We start from the raw sequence: 19,726 nt of genomic DNA, 5'->3' as shown, positions 1-19,726 counted from the left end.
AAGGTCAAGGCTTAGTAAAATTAAATGTCCGGGTGGGTCAGTTTTATTCCGGCCAAATAACTAAAAAGTGGGTCAGTTTTAAACCGGCGTTGACATTTATTGTTGTGGCAGATATTTTTGATTGATCAGTTGGTAGGTTCGGAGGTGTATCGGTAAAAAAACCGGCTACTGACGGAACCATCGAATAGCGAGGCAAGTATAAATCTGCTCACTGTTTGTCTGGTTTTCAAGGCGGGGCGTCGAGAGGAGGTTATTATGGCTCGAGTAAAGACAGGCATGTATTTCGCCGTGCTATATATTGCTGTCCTACTTATTTCGGCGGGGGCAGGTTCCGCAGAAAACAACCAAGATATGGACGAAGAGCAAGAGCAGGATGTAAAGGAAGGGCGTGGGCAAGGTGTGGAGGAAGGACGCAACATCTGGTTCAAGAGCACCTTTGGTGGGGAGCGTTTTTTCAGCCTTATTTTGCCTGGTCCTCCCTTCAATCTCCCGCTCGGTTTAGATCAAATGCTAACCTCGCCGCGCAAATCCCGTTTCGACGAGTTTGGTGTTATTAATGATCCGGACTGTACTCCGGGTGATGCCACGACCGGGTTCTTCGACCGGTGTGCCGACCCCCAATCAGCGGGTGTCATTGGAATCCGCAAATTCCCTAACCCTTCAGGAGGGCCTCCACTCATTGGGGTTACCTGTGCCGCCTGTCACGCTGGGTTTGATCCTATTCATCCCCCTTCAAACCCGAATGATCCGCAGGATAGAAACATCCACCCCACTGTAGGAAATCAGTATTTGCAGATTGGAAAGATTTTCAGGAGACACCTCTCACCGCACGACCCTCGCTACCAGGTTTTTTCCAGTTGGGCTCAAGGCACGGTAGACACCACGGTACTGGAAAACGATCACATCAACAATCCGGGGATGATTACACCAATCTGGGCAGTTCCAGATCGTCCATTCTTCAATGTGACCGTCAATGGCGAGGCTGCTCGTGTCCACCGTAACGGGCAGGGGGGCGAGGATGATGCAGGCTGCGAACTGGCCGCACTCCGTGTCTATTTTAACATCGGCATGTGCGCCAGGGAGTGCATGGTGGAACACCTTGCCAACGGCCCCAATGGGAGCCAAACACCCATTGATCTAGCAGAATGCAGGAATACTTGTCCCGAGTTCCAGCAGGCAGAGGAATCCGTGGGGAAACTCTGCGCTTTCCTCCAGACCCCCCGTCCCCCCCGACTGGTGAATGCTCCGAACGGCGCTCACTTTGTTGACCGGAAGGCCGTTTCAAAGGGCAGGGAGATCTTCTCTCACGCTTGCGCGTCATGCCATTCAGACGGAGACCGCTCGCGAAGGCACGACGTTCTCTCCGACGATTTGATTCTCCCTTTCTTGGATATAGGCACGAACAGTTGTCGTGCACGCACTACTAACTGGATGGCCGGACACATCTGGGCGGCATTTTCCTCAGACCAATACAAGGGGCGACCTGGCGAAGGCCCCGGTTTCTACCGCAACATGCCTCTCGTCGGCATATGGGCTACCGCCCCGTTCTTCCACAATAACAGGCTGGGCCGCGCTGTAGGCGACCCATCAGTCGCCGGACGAATTGCAGCCTATGAGAACGCGATGGATCTACTGCTGAATCCTGAAAAACGAGACGAATCAACCTCGATTCAGCGTACCAGCCAACCTGTACAATTACCAACGCCATCCGGTGTCCTTACACTTCCGGCGGGGACCCCTGTTGCCGAGTTTGCCAATATCGACCCCAACAGCGGTGTCAATCTCTGCCCGGATTTGATTGAAAACCAGGGACACTACTTCGGGGCGGAGCTTTCCGAGGAAGAAAAATATGCGCTGAAGGAATTCCTGAAGACGCGTTGATACTGTGGTATTGCTTTGCATACCTAAGTGTAAATGGGGTGCCGGAGGCTACTCCTGCCCTTCAGATTCAGGTAGCCACGGTGGGTATACCAATAAAGACCTTTCTACCACTGCAGGACATGACCTTTTTTTGAGTAGGCGTCCAGGCTAACGGCACTCGTTTTAGAGGGTGCCATTAGCTTAGGGCTATAGACGCGTTTCAAGGGCTATTACTGTTAAGTTACAGCTATAGCTTAGGTTAGCGTTCAGTTCCGATGAAGGGAGGGAAGTATAAGCATTGAAATATTTAAACGTGAGAAATGTATCATGTGATGGCATTAGGCAAAGTATAAGAGTAGAGGTGGCTAGCTTGCCTATTCAGGACTGTGGCACATGATTTTTCTCGTAACTTCTTCCCTGCCAACAGGATTTCCTGCCCAATTTTTTTCATCGTGGGTTTCCTGATTCATTACAGTGTAACCATTAGGACATAATTCCTTAGACCGCTCATTCAATCCCTTCACCGTGTGTGCTTCTCCCAAGAGAGAAGCAACTTCCTTTGTTAAAAGATAAGTTTTAACGCCACTTTCCGATGTCACCAAAGTCTCCCTAATAGGACCAGTCCTAGCAGCACAGCCACTTAAAACGGATAAAGCTATTGCTAAAAGCGCAATTCTTTTCATTTTGAAAAGCCCCCTCATTGATTAATAATGTTCGGAACGATCACGATAATCATAGTCCCGTTCTATACGCTCGACGCGTTTGTCGCGTTCCTCGTTGCGTTGACGGTCTTGCTGACGTTCCGAGTAATCGTCGCTTCGTTGCCGCAACTGAGCGTCATCTACCGATTGCTTTGCGGTCGCCGCAAGCATTAACGCCTTTACGACAGCAACCCGCTTATCTGTTATTCGAAGAGATTTGATAAATTCCCGCTTGCCGAGGAGATGCCGAAGCTCAGAGGGAATTGCGATGCGAAAGGAGAATGTATCCCCTCGCCCCTCAAGATAGGGAGATAGGTATTGACATGATCCGTAGGGCGAGCACTTTGTAGCACTCTTATGTAGCAAGTCATAAAAACCTACGGATAATCAATCTGTTATTATTATTTCACCAGCTTCGAACTGCTGGCGGAGAGGGTGGGATTCGAACCCACGTGCCAGGTTACCCTGACCATCTGATTTCGAGTCAGCGCCGTTATGGCCACTTCGGTACCTCTCCGTTGCGTCTTTGACCGCAATTTTACCAGTTTATCCTCGCTTTTTCTCGCGCTCGTACGAGACAGCTGTCAGAATGTTTTCCGATTATGCTTGTCTCTCTCCCATGCGTATGTTTCTCCGGCTGCTTACTACCGTTATCGGCTGCGGCCTCTTGCTCACCGCCTGCGATTCGTTCGAAAAACCGGTGTTGCCGTTGGGCCAGACTGATGAGCTTATAGTTCTCACCGTTAACAGCCCCGACACCTATTATGAAAATGCCGAAGGCAATTATGCCGGGCTCGAATTCGACCTCGCGTCAGAATTTGCACGCGAACTGGGGGTGAAGGCAAGGTTTAAGTTGGTACCCAAGCTGGACCAAACTATTTTGGCTCTGGAAAAGCAACGGGCCCACTTTGCTGCCGGTTTGAGCATCAGTGCGAAGGACTCGCTGCGCGTACGCTTTGGGCCAGCCTATCAAACGATACAGCCCCAGTTGGTCTACAACACGGACTTCCGGCGGCCAAAAAGTATTCAGCATTTAGCGGATAGAACGATAGAGATCGCAAGCGGGACGAGCCATGCGGAAGCGTTGAATAGAATCAAACTCCAGGTACCCCGGCTTAAATGGAACGAAGCGGACGTTGCTCCCGAAGATCTGCTGGCCAAACTGGCCGAGGGAAAAATAGACTACGTGGTGGCGGATTCCACTCAGATCAACTTGGCCAAGAATTTTTATCCCAACCTGGAAGTAGCATTTGATCTTGGCGAATCCACCGGCAGGGCATGGGCCTTTTCGTCCTATGCAGACCCTGCTCTACTGGACAAGGCGCGCGAGTTTTTTGATCGGATCGAGCGCGACGGCACTTTGATGCGCCTGCTCGACCGATACTATGGCCATGTTCAGCGTCTGGAACAAACCGACGTGAGCGGCATTTTGAAGAAACGCCGTACTGCGCTGCCCGATTTACGCAGCTATTTTCACGATGCCGAGGAATTAACCGGAATCGACTGGCGTCTGATTGCTGCACTAGCCTATCAGGAATCGCACTGGAACCCGATGGCGGTCTCTCCCGCTAATGTGCGCGGCATCATGATGTTGACGGAAACAACCGCCGACCGGATGAACGTTACCGACCGCCTGGATGTACGGCAAAATATACTCGCCGGCGCGCGTTACCTTCGGATGCTGAAAGATCGACTGCCGCCGCGCATCACCGAGCCAGACCGCACGTGGATGGCGCTCGCGGCCTATAATCAGGGCTCCGGCCATCTGGAGGACGCGCGTATTCTCGCACAGCGCCTTAACTTGAACCCTGACTCTTGGCTGGATCTCAAAAAAACCCTGCCATTATTGAGCCGCAGCAAGCATTTCCCCACGCTGAAGCATGGGTTCGCCCGCGGCGGCGAAGCGGTGATTTTGACGGAATCCGTGCGCACCTACTATGAGATCCTGCAGAAATACGAACGCCCGCATACATGGGGTTTGCTGGCTGATGATGAGCGGGGTCCAAGCAAGACAGAGAGCCCGATTGCAACAATACTGGATTTCATATCCCCTGAAACGGCGCCTCAGCCGGCACAGTGAACTCGGCACTCGCGTCCCTTGTTCTGAATGCACGTAATAATAGTTGAGTCATTGCCGCAGTAGGGCTATATTGAGGTGGTTAAACCTTAACCCCCACCACTTTTCACCCATTACACTGATTAATTCGGGAGGATGCGATGACTTTACGCTTAGGCGATACTGCACCTGATTTCGAGCAGGATTCTTCAATCGGCAAGATTAAATTTCATGAATGGATCGGCGACTCATGGGCGGTGTTGTTTTCGCATCCCGCCGACTACACGCCTGTCTGCACCACTGAACTGGGGATGACTGCCAAGCTCAAATCCGAATTCGATAAACGTAATGTTAAAGCGATCGGATTATCGGTTGATCCGGTGGAAAAGCATGCGGGATGGATTAAGGATATCGAGGAAACGCAAGGGTGCAGCGTGGCTTTTCCGATTATTGCGGATGTGGATAAAAAAGTCGCCGCCCTCTACGACATGATTCATCCTAACCAGTCGGAAACGATGACAGTGCGTTCGCTCTTCATCATCGACCCGAAAAAGAAAGTCCGCCTCATCATCACCTATCCCATGAGTACCGGTCGCAATTTCGACGAGGTTCTGCGGGTCATCGATGCGCTACAATTGACCGACAACTGCACGGTCGCAACCCCGGCCAACTGGAAAGATGGCGATGACGTCATAATCCCCCTCACCATCCAGGACGAAGCAGTGATCAAGCAAAAATTCCCGAAGGGTTACAAGGCGCCCCGCCCCTATCTGCGCATCACGCCGCAGCCGAATAAATAAAACAGGGTACGTAACCTGGACCCGCCAAGCGCCCGGTTTGGGCGCTTTTTTTATGCCCTACGATAGGAGGCGGCGCAGCGCTTCCTCGTATTTTTCCGCGGTCTTTGCGAGCACATCGGGCGGCAATGCCGGGGCGGGCGCTTTTTTGTTCCAGTCCCGTGTTTCCAGCCAGTCGCGCACGAACTGCTTATCATAGCTCGGTGGATTGCTCCCCGGCCTATACTGGTCGGCAGGCCAAAAGCGCGATGAGTCGGGGGTAAGCGCCTCATCTATGAGATAAAGCCTTCCCGCTTCGTCCTGACCGAATTCGAACTTGGTATCCGCGATGATAATACCCTTTGTCAGCGCGTAATCTGCCGCCTCCGTATAGAGGGCAATTGCTTTTTCACGCACCTGCACAGCGAGTTCCCTGCCCAGCAATTTCTCGGCCTGCGCGAAGGGAATATTTTCATCGTGCGCGCCGTGCCCAGCCTTGGTTGATGGGGTGAAAATCGCGCCGCCGGGTATTTTCGCGGCTTCCTGCAACCCGGATGGAAGGGGAATCCCGCAGACCATGCCGGTCGCCGTGTAATCCTTCCAACCAGAACCCGCGACATAGCCGCGAACGATTGCTTCTATTGGCAAAGGCTTCAGCCGCATGGCCACAAACGCGCGTTCTGCCACCTGCCCCCGCTCGCCGTTCGCCACTATGGATTCTGGCGGGATACCGGTGAGATGGTGGGGAATGATATGCGCAAGTTTTGCAAACCAGAAACCGGATACAGCGGTTAGCAGCCTGCCCTTCCCGGGCACCGGTGTCGGCAGGACCACGTCGAATGCGGAAAGTCGATCCGTCTGGATGATCAGGAGCTTGTTCTCGTCCACCGCATAAATGTCCCGCACCTTGCCTCGGTGCAAGAGCGGCAGGCTCTGTATGTTTGTTTCAAACAAGCCGGTCTGGTCATTCATGATTTTTATCTTTTACCCATGCTCATCCGAGGGTGTTCATCGAGCGATTGCTTGATTTCCAACGCAAGCTGTAGCGCAGCTTCAGCGGTTTCGGCCAGAACAGTGTAGTGCCCCATCTTTCGGCCGGGCCGTGCTTCAAACTTCCCGTACAGGTGCAGTTTGACATTGGGATACCTTAGCACCTGTTCCCACTCCGGCTCACCTCCCCGCCATAGATCACCCAACAGGTTTACCATCACCGCCGCCCCATGCGGGGCGGTGCTGCCGAGCGGCAGACCGGCAAGTACCCGCACCTGCTGTTCAAACTGGGAAGTGACGCATCCATCGATGGTGTAGTGACCGCTGTTATGCGGGCGTGGGGCAATTTCGTTCACCACAAGGTGATCACCCGAGAGCACAAAAAACTCGACGCACACCACGCCATGATAATCGAGCTTCCTCGCAATGCTGATTGCCGTGTCGCGCGCCTGCCGAATAAGTACAGGCGACAACCGGGCAGGAACAATGCTCACATCGAGTATCCCGTTATGATGGCGATTCTCCGAGACCGGAAATGTGACGGCGATACTGTCGAATCCACGTGCCACGATAACGGACACTTCGCATTCCAACGGCAATAGGCGCTCCAGCACGCATGGTTCCCTGTCCAGGGAGACAAACGCGGCATCGAGCTCGGATACGCTGTTTACCCTTATCTGACCTTTGCCGTCATATCCCAGACGGCTCACTTTCAGAAGGCCCGGAAACAAATCCTCCAACCGTTCGGGATTCGCGTGCCCCGACCTCCCAACAGAGACGGGCGAAGCCGCGGTACCTTTCAAATCCTCTATGACCGCATACGGCGCGACCGCGAAGCCATTCGTAACCAGAAAGTTTTTTTCCAGAATACGATTCTGAGCAATCGCAACGCTGTTGGCGCCGGGGCTCACCACACAGTGCTGAGCTAATATCTTTAGAGATTCGGCAGGTACGTTCTCGAATTCAGTGGTGACCGCGGCGCAACTGGATCCCAGTTCGCGTAAAGCATGACGGTCGAGGTAATCCGCCCGCAAATGCCGCTCAGCTACGCTGCTCGCGGGGCCGTTATGGGCCGGGTCCAGTACGGTGACGCGGTAGCCCATGCTTTGCGCCGCCATGGTGAACATACGGCCGAGCTGTCCCCCGCCGAGGAGCCCCAGCATTGCTCCGGGTCTGATGCTCATAGGGGGGGCAGCGTCATTTCCGCAACGATTGCCTTTTGAGTTTCACGAAACCCGGCAAGAAGCGCAGAAAGCCTTGTATCTTCCACCGCCAGCAACGCGACGGCGAACAGAGCCGCGTTTGCCGCGCCCGCCTCTCCGATGGCAAAAGTCGCGACGGGAATACCTTTCGGCATTTGCACAATGGAAAGGAGGGAGTCGAGACCCTGGAGCTGCCTGGAGGTTACTGGCACGCCCAATACAGGCAGCGTGGTTTTTGCGGCAATCATGCCCGGCAGATGCGCTGCACCGCCCGCCCCCGCGATAATGCATTTAAGCCCCCGCTTGACTGCGGTTTCCGCGTATTCGAACATGCGATCGGGGGTCCGGTGGGCGGAAACCACCTCGGCCTCGTAGGTCACATCGAAATCCCTCAGAATGCCGACTGCGTGCTTCATCACCTCCCAGTCGCTACTGCTGCCCATCACGACGCCTACCAGCGGATTACTCATCTTTTCTCTTTTCGTCTCAGTTGTTTCAGTCGCGGTGTTTGACGTCCTTGGAGGCCTCCAGATCCTCCAGGTCTTCCAGATAGGGGTAACGCACATGTCCATAGCGTATGACGAGCACAGCCAGGGCTATAAGCACGATCGAGCCAGAAACACCCAATAACCGGATATTGTCCATTTCCTTGATATCCACGATAACATAGCGCGCCATTGCCACCATCGCGATATAAAGCGGGAACCGTACCGGCAGCTTTCCGGACTCGAAATACAGCCCCACCATCGTCAGAATCTCCAGGTAGAGGAACATCAGCAGCAAATCCGCCAGGGTAACTCGCGCATTACTAACCATCAGCAGCGTTTCCTGATAGCCCGCATATATTGTTGCTACCGCGATAACAATGAGCCCGGCACTTTCAAAGTAATATAAGGCTCGACGTGAATAATTGGCGGCGCGGGGATGCAGCATCAGTTTGCTTATGAGGTTATGAGGAGTATTCAGAAATTGTGGTCGGCGCAGGCCGTTAAACATTACGACCGCGCACGAGCCCTAATCCAGACGCACGACGCTAATACTACCTCTTCCTTATGACGATTAAAATCTCTGGCGGGCTATGATCAAGTGTCTGGCAACGCGTCAGGAAAAAAAAGGCGGTGAAGGAACCCGGGAACCCGGAATCAGGCGCGAACTCAGCGCGACTGCTGTTCAATCTTCATTTCGCAAAGAAATTCGACGTCCACCCAGGCGCGATCCTTCAGATTCCCCTTCAGCACCGTAAATGGTTGCGCTGGCTCACCCAGATCCGATAAAACCGCGCGCGCTCCGGTAAAATCCTGCAAACGGGTGTAATCGCTCACGGTGACCACGGTGTCGAGTCCGGCAGCGAGCGCCGAACGCAACCCGTTTTCCGAATCTTCTATCGCAATACATTGTTCAGGCGCCAATCCCAGCTGGTCAAGTACCCAATGATAAATATCCGGTTCCGGCTTCTTTCCAGGAACAATATCGCCCGCCCCGATAACATCGAACCAGCCGGGAGAGTCTTCCCCTAAGGTGGACTTCAACAGCCCTGTGACATTTTCCGGCGTCGTAGTGGTCGCAATCGCTATTTTTATGTTCGCCTCGCGCAATTGCCGTATCAGGCGCGCGACTCCTGGGCGCAATGGGATTCCGCCGCGTTCCAGCGCTTCTACGTAATGCCGTGTTTTAACCTTGTGGAGCCGCGCAATCCAATCGTCGAGCCCGCTCCTTGCCAATTCCGCGGGGACGTGATTTTCAATGAAATGGCGGATGCGTTCTTTGCCGCCCGTAATCGCGAGCAACTCGCCATAAAGTTCTACATCCCACTCCCAATCGAGACCGAGTTCCGCAAACGCAGCATTAAAAGCGGGACGATGCCCATCCCGCTCGGTATCGGCAAGTGTGCCGTCAACGTCGAACAATACCGCGCGGACCGCGCTATCTTCAGCTTTCATGTTGTGGTCTCATTTTCGATATTTCCATAAACTTGAGCATTGCTGCTGGCACGCCGCAGGCGGTCTGCAATCGCCGCCCAGGCCGAGTCGTCGGGGGGGAGCTCCACCAGCAGGTGGTCGAAGCCTTCATGATCCCACTGCCGCAAGCTCGCATACAGCAGGCGCCCGTAGCTGACCGGCTCGGCGGGCATGGAAAAATGAATCAGGTTTTTATTTTCCTGGTTTTTATTTTCCCGGCCCCGGCGCTGACTCAAGTCCTGCGAGGACCATGTCACCACGCCCACCCGCGCTCCGACCGCTTCCAGTTCACGCGCCCGCTGCCATAGCAACTCGGCGCAAAACAATTCCAAGGGCGTGGCAGGTGCGTAATGCGATGCCAGCGAGCCCGATACGCGTACTGGCCGCATGATAGAAGACGCCCCGGCGAGATTTTCCCCCAGGATTTCCGCCAACTCTTCCATTGGGATGCCACCCGGCCGCAGAATAACAGAGGTTTTCCCGTTAAATCCGACTATCGTGCTTTCCAGTCCAACCCTGCACGGGCCGCCATCGAGAATCATATCAACGGCTTCCCCAAGCTCCTCCTTTACATGAGCAGCCGTTGTGGGGCTAATACGACCAAACCGGTTTGCGGACGGTGCAGCAACCGCACGCTCGGGCCCCAGTTCCGTTAGCAAAGCACGTGCAACTGGATGATCCGGCACTCTCAACCCAACCGTATCCTGGCCCCCGGTCACATTTTCCGGCACACGGCCGCTACGCCGCAATATCAATGTCAGCGGTCCGGGCCAGAAGCGTTCAGCCAGCCGCCAAGCCTGGTCCGGCGCCTCTCGCGCCCAATGCTCAAGGCCGGATACATCAGCCATATGGACAATAAGCGGAAGATCCGCAGGCCGTTTTTTGATGTCGAATACGCGCCGCACCGCTGAAGGTTGCGAAATCTCAGCGCCCAGACCATAGACCGTTTCCGTCGGGAATGCGACCACGCCCCCCTTTCTCAGCAGAGTTGCAGCGGCAATGATTTGATCCTGCCCGCTACATGCTTCGGCAACGATCATCGGCGAACCATCCTTGCTGTAAGCACGGCGTGATCTGAAATCTTCGACCAGGGCCGGCCCTGATGCACCTGTGCTTCTTCCACGTGGAAGCCGCGCACATAGATGCGATCAAGCCTGAACAACGGTAACGCGGATGGAAAACTTCGCGCCACTCTCCCCTCTGTGAGTTCGAAGGCTTCCGACAATTCAAGCCGCTCAACCAGTATACGGCTTGCAAGTTCGCGCCAATCGTTGAAGTCTCCCGCGATAACCAGGGGCGCGTGTGGCGGCACCAGGCGTTCGATATGCTGTTCCAGTATCTGCAATTGCTGCGATTGCCCGCGCCTGAATAATCCGAGGTGGACGCATATGCAATGCAGGTTCTCGGTCCATTCGGGAATACCAATTTCGCAATGCAGCATGCCACGGCTTTCGAAGCGATGCGCGGAAACATCGCGATTGTCCCAGCGAACGATGGGATAACGGCTGAGAACCGCATTACCATGGTGCCCCTCATCGTAGACCGAATTTTTTCCATACGCGAATTCCGGCCATACCGAATCGGCCAGGAACTCATATTGAGGGTCGCAGGGCCAGTTGTGGAACCGCTCTGAATGCCCCTTGTGCTCACCCAGCACTTCCTGCAGAAATATAATGTCGGCATTAAGCGTGCGCAAGCTATCGCGCAGTTGATGAACCATCACCCGACGATTGAAATGGGAAAAGCCCTTGTGAATATTATAGGTGGCGATATGCAGCTTATTGACCATGGATAAGGAATCGGCTTAACCGACAAACCCGGAGCAGAAATTGATCGGTACCCCGCCCCTACATCTGCGCCCTACTACCAGAGGGAAAATGCTCCACGGTCTCTTCACAGTGACACCTCAAGCATCCGCTCCAAGGCCAGCTTTGCCAGCTCCGCCTCGGCTGCCGGAACTCTGATCTGATTCACTACCTTGCCCGCCACCAGGTTCTCAAGCGCCCATGCCAGGTGTTGGGGATCGATGCGGGCCATGGTCGAGCACATGCATATTGTGGATGCCATGAATTGCACAATCTTCCCTTCAGGCTTGAGCTCCTCGGCGATGCGGCTGACCAAATTCAACTCGGTGCCCACCAGCCAGCGCGTTCCTTGCTCTGCATCACGAATGGTCTTGATGATGTACTCCGTCGAGCCCACATAGTCGGAATTTTTGCACACCTCAAAACTGCATTCTGGATGGGAGATAACTTTTCCATCCGGATATTGGTTGCGAAAGCGCAGTATGTGCTGCGGTTGAAACATCTGGTGCACAGAGCAATGGCCCTTCCACAAAAGAATCCTGGCTTTCTTGATCTGCTCGGGTGTAAGTCCCCCCATGGGTTCATCGAAATCCCACACCAGCATCTCATCCTGTGGAATGCCCAGTTTGTGACCACTCCAGCGCCCCAGATGCTGATCGGGGAAAAACAACACCTTTTCCCGACGCGAAAACGACCATTGCAATATCTTTACGGCATTGCTCGAGGTGCAAACGATACCGCCGTGTTCGCCACAGAAGGCTTTCAGGTCGGCGGCCGAATTAATGTACGTGACGGGCGTGACCATCTCGTCGGGCTCGAGCACGTCAGCTAACTCCCTCCAAGCCCGTTCCACCTTGGCAAGACTCGCCATATCAGCCATCGAGCAGCCGGCGGAAAGATCCGGCAATATCGCGATCTGTTCTGGCTTTGACAGGATGTCGGCCACCTCGGCCATGAAATGCACGCCGCAAAATACCAGGTAATCGGCATCCGTTTCGGCCGCCAGACGCGAGAGCTTTAGGGAATCCCCGGTCAAATCGGCGTGCTTGTAAACATCCGCGCGCTGATAATGGTGAGCGAGTATCACCGCGCGCCTGCCGAGCGCTGACTTGGCCGCCTCGATGCGCTGCTCGCAGTCATCATCGTTCAGGTTGTCGAAACGTTCAAACGCTATGGCTTCCGCTGGCATGGCTACTCCTGTTTTCGTCTATTAACACAGTAAAATACAGTATGAGACAAAAATGCTGAATATCAGTTCGCGCGTTTAGCGGAACCCCAGTAAGCCGAGTGCACCAAGCTGCCTGACCTGGCATGCGCCGCGGTTGTCAGGATGGTCTGTCGCCGCCCTCAACTGCAGCCAGCGTTCGTATTGCCTCCGCGTTGCTGGGGGAAAAAACCTTTTCCGCCGCCTCCTGCCAAGGCAGCCAGACAAAACCGAGATGCTCTCTAGGGGACACAGTGACGGGAACGGCTTCAGGCACCCGCAGACCAAAAACGTGCTCGGTATTGAGGGTCACTTCCGGGGCATAGCGCCATCGCCATTCCTCGTAAATCTCGTATTCGTTCTGGATTCCCCACTCAGCGAGCTCATAACGGCCGGCATCCAGGCCAGTTTCTTCAGCCACTTCGCGCACTGCCGTTTGCCGGAGCGATTCGTCCGGACTCTGGCTGCCGGTTACAGATTGCCAATAACCGGGATGATCGGCCCGCTCGAGCAACAGAATACGCATATCAAGGGTATGGATGATTACCAGGACGGAAACCGGGATCTTGTACATTTTCACCGCTGAGATACCGCGAAAGATCGTATTACGAAGTCCTTCGGCCTTCAGGCACGCTGCTCCGTCCACGCCTTAATCTACTGCATGTGGCGCAGCTTGATGTGCAATTCACGCAACTGCTTCTCACCAACCGTACTGGGCGCATGGGTTAGGAGACACTGGGCCCGTTGAGTCTTGGGGAAGGCGATAACATCGCGGATGGATTCGGTGCCCGCCATCATGGCCACGACACGATCGAGCCCGAAAGCAATGCCGCCATGAGGCGGCGCGCCATATTGCAGGGCTTCCAACAAAAAGCCAAACTTTTCTTGTGCCTCATCCGCACCGATATTCAAAGCCTGAAACACCTTCGACTGAACTTCCTGACGATGGATACGTACAGAACCGCCTCCGATTTCCGACCCGTTCAGCACCATATCGTAAGCCTTGGATAAGGCCTTCTCCGGATCGCTCTCCAGCAGATCCTCGTGCCCATCCGCAGGTGCGGTAAACGGGTGATGCAACGCTTTCCAGCGATTTTCTTCTTCATCACGTTCGAACATGGGAAAATCAATCACCCATAAAGGCTTCCAGCCAGGTTCTGCGAGGCCGCGGTCGTGGCCAGCCTTTGCGCGGAGCGCACCCAGCGCTTCATTCACGACGTGAGCCTTGTCCGCGCCGAAGAATATGAGATCCCCGTTTTGCGCGCCGGTCCGCTCCAGAATTATATTTATGACATTTTCTGGCAGAAATTTCAGTATCGGCGATTGCAAGCCCTCCGCGCCTTTCTCAAGCGCGTTGACCTTGATATACGCAAGCCCTTTCGCCCCGTATATCGCCACGAAACTGGTATAGTCGTCTATCTCCTTGCGCGATAACTCGCCCCCGCCTGGCAGCAGAAGGGCCGCTACCCGCCCGGTCGGCTTTTGCGCCGCCTCGCGGAAGACCTTGAATTCCACTTCCCGCATCACATCGGTGAGCTCGGTCAGAACCAGCGGCACACGCAAATCGGGTTTGTCCGAACCGTAGCACGACATGGCTTCCGCATACGGCAATTGTGGAAAAGGGTTCGGCAGATCGATATTCATGGCGCTTTTGAATACGTCGCAAATCATCTCTTCCATCAGCGCCATGATCTGGGCTTCATTCAGAAAAGACGTCTCTATATCGATCTGTGTGAATTCGGGCTGCCGGTCGGCGCGCAGATCCTCGTCCCGAAAACATTTGGTGATCTGGTAGTAGCGGTCGAAACCCGCGACCATCAGCAATTGCTTGAATAGCTGCGGCGACTGCGGAAGGGCGAAAAAATGGCCGGTATTAACCCGCGACGGCACCAGATAGTCACGCGCGCCCTCCGGGGTCGATTTGGTCAGCACTGGTGTTTCCACATCCAGAAAGCCGCGCTGATCGAGGAACACGCGGATCGCCATCGCGACCTTATACCGCAACCGGAGGTTCGCCTGCATTTGAGGACGTCGCAAATCCAGATAGCGATGCTCCAGCCGCACGCTTTCGCTCAGGTTTTCGTCGTCCATCAGAAATGGTGGGGTCAACGACGTATTGAGAATTTCGATGGATTGAACCAGCACCTCGATCTCGCCGCTGACCAGATTGGGGTTCACGGTACCCTCGGGTCGATGGCGGACGCGGCCTTCAACTTTGAGTACAAACTCGTTGCGAATTTTTTCTGCGATTCCAAAAGTATCCGCATTATCGGGATCGCATACCACCTGCACCAGGCCTTCGCGATCGCGCAAATCAACAAAAATAACACCGCCATGATCGCGGCGGCGATGCACCCAGCCGTAAAGCGTAACCGTTCGATTCAGATATTTGGTGTCAATAAGGCCGCAGTAGTCAGTTCGCATGGCGAGTCAATCATCGGAAAGTAAGGGAATCAGGTTTTTTCGCTCGGGGTCGAACTGGCGGTGTTGGCGCCATGCAGCAGCACCGCCTGCGATGGGTTAGGATGTTTTTTTCCATTCCCTGGCGCCACGACGCCCATGGAGATGATGTACTTCAGCGCGGCGTCCACGCTCATGTCGAGTTCAATTACGTCGCTTCTTGGCATCATCAGGAAAAACCCCGAAGTAGGGTTGGGCGTGGTAGGCACATACACGCTCACATATTCGCCCTTGAGATGATTGACCACATCGCCGCCCGGCGAACCGGTCATGAACGCGATTGTCCAGGAACCCTGACGTGGATATTGCACGAGCAGCGCCTTGCGAAAGGCCTCGCCCTGGCTGGAAAATAGGGTATCGCTGACCTGTTTGACGCCATAATAGATGGACTTCACCACCGGGATGCGCCACAGCACGCCTTCCCAGAAGACCACCAGGCGTTGCCCGATAATGTTGGTCGTGGCCAGACCGGTCAGGAATACTACCAGCAAGGTCAGCACCGCCCCCATGCCTGGAATGTAGACGCCCACCAGCGTTTCAGGATGCAGGCTGTTCGGCAGGAGCAGCAGCGACTGATCCATGGTGCTGATCAGAAATTTCAACGCCCAGGCAGTAATACCAAGAGGTACCCAGATCAGGAGCCCGGTGATGAAATAACGTTTCATGTTTATCGCGGGGGATTAGTCGTCAACACAGGCTGGACAGGCTGCTGGTGCTGCGGCGGCAGGGGTGTCGCTCTTCGCCGCAGGGGTGTCGCTCTTCGCGGCAGCGCATGTTTCGGCATCGGGTTTGGATTTAGGCTTTCCGCCATTCTTGAAATCGGTAGCGTACCAGCCGCTGCCCTTCAACTGAAAACCGGCGGCGGAAATGAGCTTGGCATAAGCGTCGCTGCCGCAGGCCGGGCAAGCCGCGATCGGCGCGTCGTTCACCTTTTGCAGGTACTCTTTTTCAAACCCGCAGGACCCGCAACGGTATTCATATATCGGCATGACATCCTCCAGCAAAAGCGGAATCAAAAGAAATGATTATACCTTAAGGAACCCATGAATAAATTCTCCGCTGAGGACTCGTTCAGCAAAGGTTCCTTACCCCTTAGGGCTAACCGCAAAATATGGGCCGTGAACGTGGTTACAAGTAGAAAGGGTAGAAAATGTACTGACCAGCATCGCGCCTTCGCGGGACACGGGAAATTGTGCAGATTGATCGGGGATCGGGTAAAGACCGGCTAAGAACCCGGCTTAACTCACATTTATGATGAAATCATCACGGCGATGAGAGCGGAAGGGGTTCTCCTGGCAGAAACGGTCAAACGCAATATCAACCGCTTCGGCTTCCGAATTGGCTTCAACTTCAAAATCCGCCAGCACGCCACTGAAATTGGGGTGAGTATCTATTGACGGCTCCACCGGGCTAATAAGAACCTTGTACTTCATACTATCCCTCCGTTTCATGTTTCGGTCATCTCATCTTTTACTCGCCTTTAAAAGGATAGTATGGACCGAGCTTCTTTGCAGGCCCCGTGTCCTCTAAACGAACAGCGGAGGGGCTGAGCAGTTACGATAGGCGCTGTAAACATTGTTGCTCTCGATCGACGAGTTGAAAGCCGTAGGAGAATGATCTACTAGCAGCCCTCGAAAGATGAAATGCCGAGGGTTGAGTTACTGCTAGTCTTAAACCGTATTTGTACTCTGAAGGCCGCGCCAGCTCTATCTCATCGTGCAAACACGTTTAGTTTATACCCGCTTATCTCAAGGTGAGCGGTTCGAGTCCAACTTCAACGCTGCTTTAGTTGAATCTTAGCCGCACGTGCTGTGGGAATTCACAAATCTCCACCTCATGCAGCTCGAATTCTGCCCAGTTACCATATAGCTATGAATGCTTCCCATGGAAGGAATCCGATGACAGTTTTAGATGCTCGCTGTCAGCGATCCTAGTGCTCTTCAGGAACCCACTGAGTGGCATATCGCATTAAATCTGCGCTGCTATGGCCGACCTTAATTAAATGCAATACTTCAACTCGCTGGGGGTCAGGCTAATCAACGGCTCGTTTTGCGAATTTTCAGTCACAACCCGATTCAACAATCTCGCCTGCATTGGCTTGCTCAGATAGTAATGGCCTTTCAATAATTCTCGGATAGCGATTACCAGTATCTTGCCCGACTCCTGCTTCATCACATAACCCCGTGCGCCCGCCCGCAAAGCTCGCTCGGCATACACCGCTTCGTCATGCAAGGACACAACGAGCACAGGCAATGCGGGAATCCTGCGGTGCATGCTCTTTATTACGCCGAATCCCGAGTCAGTTTTGAGGGACACATCCATCAAAACGATATCGGGATGATGTCCGGCTTTGAGTGTGGCCAGCGCCTCGTCGCGATCACCAGCCTCGGCAAAAACCTCCATATCGGGCTCAAGATTGATGAGCATCGCCATGCCATAGCGCAGCACGGCATGGTCGTCCACCAACATAACTTTCGCTTTCGAGGCTGGCATATTCATGGTTCTGGGAAATCATCTAGCCCTTACAGTGCATTGCTGGTTCTTGCATGGGTTGCAGAATCTGGTCCGATTCTCGCCTTAGTTTTATCGGCTTACCTGGCGCGGTGTTTTCGCAGGAGCGGCATAATCGCGCTTCCCAAGCCCCAACGCCCTGCGGTGTTGAAAAGCCTAGATGGTAGTTTCCTCTGCCGTCCGCTCGTATTTCCGAGGTAAAGCCCGGGTATGCGATTGGAAATCCCGTCCTTCTCTGCCATAGAGGTGGCTTTCGTCATCGTAATGCTGAGGTCGTTTCTTTTGTTCCTCTACCTTTACCGACATTTCCTTGTCCGCATTCTCATATCGCTGTGCCAGATTTTCTTGCAACCAAACGGGCGCTCTCGAAGTAAAGACGGAAAATACAAGTACGGTTGCACAAAACGCCAGAACTTTTGCAGGTACCGATAGTATTTCTGTGTTCATGATAATCTTCAAAAGAATGAAATTAGCTTCATCCTAATCCAGCCGATACTATCCATATATTGGGGAAACTCTGGTTTTATACTAAGTAAAACCCTGAGCAACGCATGGGTAAGCGTGCCCCAAACGTACTTATGTCATCCATGCCCAATCTCCACACCAAGCAAGAAGGACATATCCCACCTTAAGCTTGGGCTACCGGATTTGTGGTGGTCAAATCATTTCAGACACCGGGATAGGTGGTATTGCTGCCATTTTCCGTTCATAGGCGGCGGGCGACAGGTAGCCCAGTTTCGAGTGAAGCCGGATTCCGTTATAAAAACGGACTATGTAATCGGCAATATCGCGTTGAGCCTCACCTTGGTTGGCATAATCTTGTTGCCAGACGCGCTCCATTTTCAATTTCAGAAAGAAGCGCTCCATTACGGCATTATCCCAACAATTGCGCTTGCGGCTCATGCTGCAGCGGATACCGTGCTGATCCAGTAAGCTCTGGTATTCCAGGCTGGCATATTGACTGCCTCGATCAGAATGTAATAGCAATCCAGGTACAGGCTTGCGCTGCTGAACTGCCATGCGCAATGACTTTAATGAAGTCTACAGATACACCCCGCCCATTCGTATAAAGAGCAAATCTCCCTTATCCAGCGGCGGCATGAATTCTCCACCCAGTCGGCTCATGGGTCATGTCGTCATGGCAGCAATCACCGCGGCTATAAAAATGTTACACGCAGGAAATGCAGTACGCGTTCCAGCAAGCGGCAATAGCGGCGATCAAGAAGCGGTTAAGAGGGTTCTTTTGTTCGTCGAGTATGCGGCCCCGGATCAGATAACCCATCAATATCGGGATGAACCACAATACGATAATGAGCAGCGAAAAAACAGGGCCTTCTAGGATTTCGCGGACCTTTATCCATGCGTTGCTCAGGGTTTGACCTAGTATGAAACCAGAGTTACCCCACATACAAAACCAGAGTTACCCCAATATTCCGATGGTATTGACTGCGTTAGGATGAAGCTCATTCAATCCCATTAGGAGTCATTACATGAAAACCAAAATACGGAGATTTGTAGCGGTTGTATCCACGCTGGGCCTACTGGCTTCCTGCGCCCAACCCGCTGCTCCCGAAAGACAGAACGATAATACGAACGGGGCTGCTCAAAGTACCAGCGCTTTTGTCGACTACGATAGTATCGTAAAACGATCTGAAAATACGGCCAAGGAAATGGCATGGCATCAGAAGGTGCTAAAGGCGATTATCCCGCTCCCGCGATGCACTGTAAAGAGTGAGACAGCACTCAACAAAAGTTAAAGTGACCCCCGGGAGACCCCAAGTAAGCAGGCTATCCAGCTCAATTCCAGCGCGCTGGCGCTCGGTACTTTGGTCAAGCGAACTCACCGAGGTAACTTATTTGCAATCCATGTCCCAGAGCTATTCCGGTTGGCAACGTAAATCCACTGGGTGGCATATTGTTAAAGATACCCGGCCATGGCTGATGAGTGATACGACGGCCGTGAATGGAGGAAGGCTTTCCCACAGCTCCGAACATCGGCATAGTACTAGCAGTCCTTTAGCACTACTAATTTTTCACCTTTAACTAGCCATGTTAAGTAGCATACAGGCTTACTTATCGGAATTATTGAAACAATTTTTTATTCTTCGGCTATAAAGAGATTTGGTCACCCCATGGTTCTAAAGGCACAACACACCAGTTGCCGTGCTACCGATCACAAAAAAGTCCCTTTAAAGGAATGATC

Annotated in this window: 21 protein-coding genes, 1 tRNA gene and 2 pseudogenes; 5 read left to right on the top strand and 19 right to left on the bottom strand. The window is 53.5% G+C overall.

All coding sequences use genetic code 11. The features are described 5' to 3' along the window. Positions 1-255: 255 nt before the first annotated feature. Positions 256-1,881: a c-type cytochrome gene (locus BM022_RS11020; protein ID WP_218146875.1), complete on the top strand. Its 1,626-nt coding sequence runs from the start codon at positions 256-258 to the stop codon at positions 1,879-1,881. 353 nt (positions 1,882-2,234) lie between these two features. On the opposite strand, the gene BM022_RS15230 is transcribed toward BM022_RS11020, so the two are convergent. Next, positions 2,235-2,543 (bottom strand): hypothetical protein, encoded by a 309-nt coding sequence (locus tag BM022_RS15230; protein ID WP_143079571.1) that lies wholly within the window; start codon positions 2,541-2,543, stop codon positions 2,235-2,237. Positions 2,544-2,570: 27 nt separating this feature from the next. Between BM022_RS15230 and BM022_RS15555 the strand changes: the two genes are divergently transcribed. Then, positions 2,571-2,735, top strand: coding sequence for a hypothetical protein (locus BM022_RS15555; RefSeq protein ID WP_177191698.1), 165 nt, complete (start codon positions 2,571-2,573; stop codon positions 2,733-2,735). 18 nt (positions 2,736-2,753) lie between these two features. On the opposite strand, the pseudogene BM022_RS16460 reads toward BM022_RS15555, so the two are convergent. Both BM022_RS16460 and BM022_RS11015 read right to left on the bottom strand, forming a co-directional pair. Beyond that, positions 2,754-2,927 (bottom strand): annotated as a pseudogene (locus BM022_RS16460) (DUF6538 domain-containing protein); the annotation flags it as partial. A 58-nt stretch (positions 2,928-2,985) separates the two neighbouring features. Further along, positions 2,986-3,078 (bottom strand) — tRNA-Ser (locus BM022_RS11015). Between the two features lie 72 nt (positions 3,079-3,150). Here BM022_RS11015 and mltF point away from each other — a divergent pair. Then, positions 3,151-4,641: a membrane-bound lytic murein transglycosylase MltF gene (gene mltF / locus BM022_RS11010; RefSeq protein ID WP_091139262.1), complete on the top strand. Its 1,491-nt coding sequence runs from the start codon at positions 3,151-3,153 to the stop codon at positions 4,639-4,641. A 137-nt stretch (positions 4,642-4,778) separates the two neighbouring features. After that, entirely contained in the window at positions 4,779-5,417 is a 639-nt protein-coding gene (locus tag BM022_RS11005) for a peroxiredoxin (protein WP_091139261.1), read from the top strand. Between the two features lie 57 nt (positions 5,418-5,474). Here the strand turns inward: BM022_RS11005 and BM022_RS11000 are convergent, their stop codons facing one another. From BM022_RS11000 to BM022_RS10925, 16 genes and pseudogenes are all read right to left on the bottom strand, one after another. After that, entirely contained in the window at positions 5,475-6,365 is an 891-nt protein-coding gene (locus tag BM022_RS11000) for a phosphoribosylaminoimidazolesuccinocarboxamide synthase (protein WP_091139259.1), read from the bottom strand. Between the two features lie 5 nt (positions 6,366-6,370). Continuing rightward, positions 6,371-7,567: a 5-(carboxyamino)imidazole ribonucleotide synthase gene (locus BM022_RS10995; RefSeq protein WP_091139258.1), complete on the bottom strand. Its 1,197-nt coding sequence runs from the start codon at positions 7,565-7,567 to the stop codon at positions 6,371-6,373. Then, positions 7,564-8,055 (bottom strand): 5-(carboxyamino)imidazole ribonucleotide mutase, encoded by a 492-nt coding sequence (gene purE / locus BM022_RS10990; RefSeq protein WP_091139257.1) that lies wholly within the window; start codon positions 8,053-8,055, stop codon positions 7,564-7,566. Before purE ends, BM022_RS10995 begins: the two co-directional genes overlap by 4 nt. Before the next feature lie 25 nt (positions 8,056-8,080). Then, positions 8,081-8,518, bottom strand: a complete 438-nt coding sequence (locus BM022_RS10985) for a phosphate-starvation-inducible protein PsiE (protein WP_091139286.1) — start codon at positions 8,516-8,518, stop codon at positions 8,081-8,083. Positions 8,519-8,739: 221 nt separating this feature from the next. Further along, positions 8,740-9,525 carry an HAD family hydrolase gene (locus BM022_RS10980; protein WP_091139255.1) on the bottom strand — a complete coding sequence of 262 codons (786 nt, stop codon included), beginning with the start codon at positions 9,523-9,525 and terminating at the stop codon, positions 8,740-8,742. Further along, positions 9,522-10,583 (bottom strand): L-threonylcarbamoyladenylate synthase, encoded by a 1,062-nt coding sequence (locus tag BM022_RS10975; protein WP_091139254.1) that lies wholly within the window; start codon positions 10,581-10,583, stop codon positions 9,522-9,524. Before BM022_RS10975 ends, BM022_RS10980 begins: the two co-directional genes overlap by 4 nt. Then, positions 10,580-11,332 (bottom strand): endonuclease/exonuclease/phosphatase family protein, encoded by a 753-nt coding sequence (locus BM022_RS10970; protein ID WP_091139252.1) that lies wholly within the window; start codon positions 11,330-11,332, stop codon positions 10,580-10,582. Before BM022_RS10970 ends, BM022_RS10975 begins: the two co-directional genes overlap by 4 nt. A gap of 104 nt (positions 11,333-11,436) precedes the next feature. Next, positions 11,437-12,537, bottom strand: coding sequence for a quinolinate synthase NadA (gene nadA, locus BM022_RS10965; protein WP_091139251.1), 1,101 nt, complete (start codon positions 12,535-12,537; stop codon positions 11,437-11,439). A 136-nt stretch (positions 12,538-12,673) separates the two neighbouring features. Then, positions 12,674-13,126: a dihydroneopterin triphosphate diphosphatase gene (nudB, locus tag BM022_RS10960; protein ID WP_091139284.1), complete on the bottom strand. Its 453-nt coding sequence runs from the start codon at positions 13,124-13,126 to the stop codon at positions 12,674-12,676. An 80-nt stretch (positions 13,127-13,206) separates the two neighbouring features. Then, a complete protein-coding gene (gene aspS, locus BM022_RS10955) occupies positions 13,207-14,976 on the bottom strand; it encodes an aspartate--tRNA ligase (protein ID WP_091139249.1) in 1,770 nt (589 codons plus the stop codon). A gap of 29 nt (positions 14,977-15,005) precedes the next feature. Further along, the gene (locus tag BM022_RS10950) at positions 15,006-15,677 is read right to left on the bottom strand and encodes a DUF502 domain-containing protein (protein WP_091139248.1); all 672 of its coding nucleotides are present in this window, start codon (positions 15,675-15,677) and stop codon (positions 15,006-15,008) included. A gap of 15 nt (positions 15,678-15,692) precedes the next feature. Beyond that, complete coding sequence (locus BM022_RS10945; protein WP_091139246.1) at positions 15,693-16,001, bottom strand: FmdB family zinc ribbon protein; 309 nt, start codon at positions 15,999-16,001, stop codon at positions 15,693-15,695. A 249-nt stretch (positions 16,002-16,250) separates the two neighbouring features. Beyond that, complete coding sequence (locus BM022_RS10940) at positions 16,251-16,445, bottom strand: hypothetical protein (RefSeq protein ID WP_091139244.1); 195 nt, start codon at positions 16,443-16,445, stop codon at positions 16,251-16,253. Between the two features lie 565 nt (positions 16,446-17,010). Further along, positions 17,011-17,511 carry a response regulator gene (locus BM022_RS10935; protein ID WP_256209129.1) on the bottom strand — a complete coding sequence of 167 codons (501 nt, stop codon included), beginning with the start codon at positions 17,509-17,511 and terminating at the stop codon, positions 17,011-17,013. A 168-nt stretch (positions 17,512-17,679) separates the two neighbouring features. Beyond that, on the bottom strand, positions 17,680-17,970 hold the full coding sequence (locus BM022_RS10930; RefSeq protein WP_091139243.1) for a hypothetical protein: 291 nt from the start codon (positions 17,968-17,970) through the stop codon (positions 17,680-17,682). Between the two features lie 210 nt (positions 17,971-18,180). After that, positions 18,181-18,552 (bottom strand): annotated as a pseudogene (locus BM022_RS10925) (integrase core domain-containing protein); the annotation flags it as partial. Between BM022_RS10925 and BM022_RS10920 the strand changes: the two are divergent. Further along, positions 18,542-18,862 (top strand): hypothetical protein, encoded by a 321-nt coding sequence (locus tag BM022_RS10920; protein WP_091139241.1) that lies wholly within the window; start codon positions 18,542-18,544, stop codon positions 18,860-18,862. The pseudogene BM022_RS10925 and the gene BM022_RS10920 overlap by 11 nt on opposite strands. The last annotated feature ends 864 nt before the right edge of the window (positions 18,863-19,726 follow it).

It is taken from the genome of Nitrosospira sp. Nsp14 (assembly GCF_900113575.1).
Lineage (GTDB): Bacteria > Pseudomonadota > Gammaproteobacteria > Burkholderiales > Nitrosomonadaceae > Nitrosospira.
Note: the sequence above shows the minus strand (reverse complement) of the source record. Positions and strands in the feature narration are given on the sequence as shown.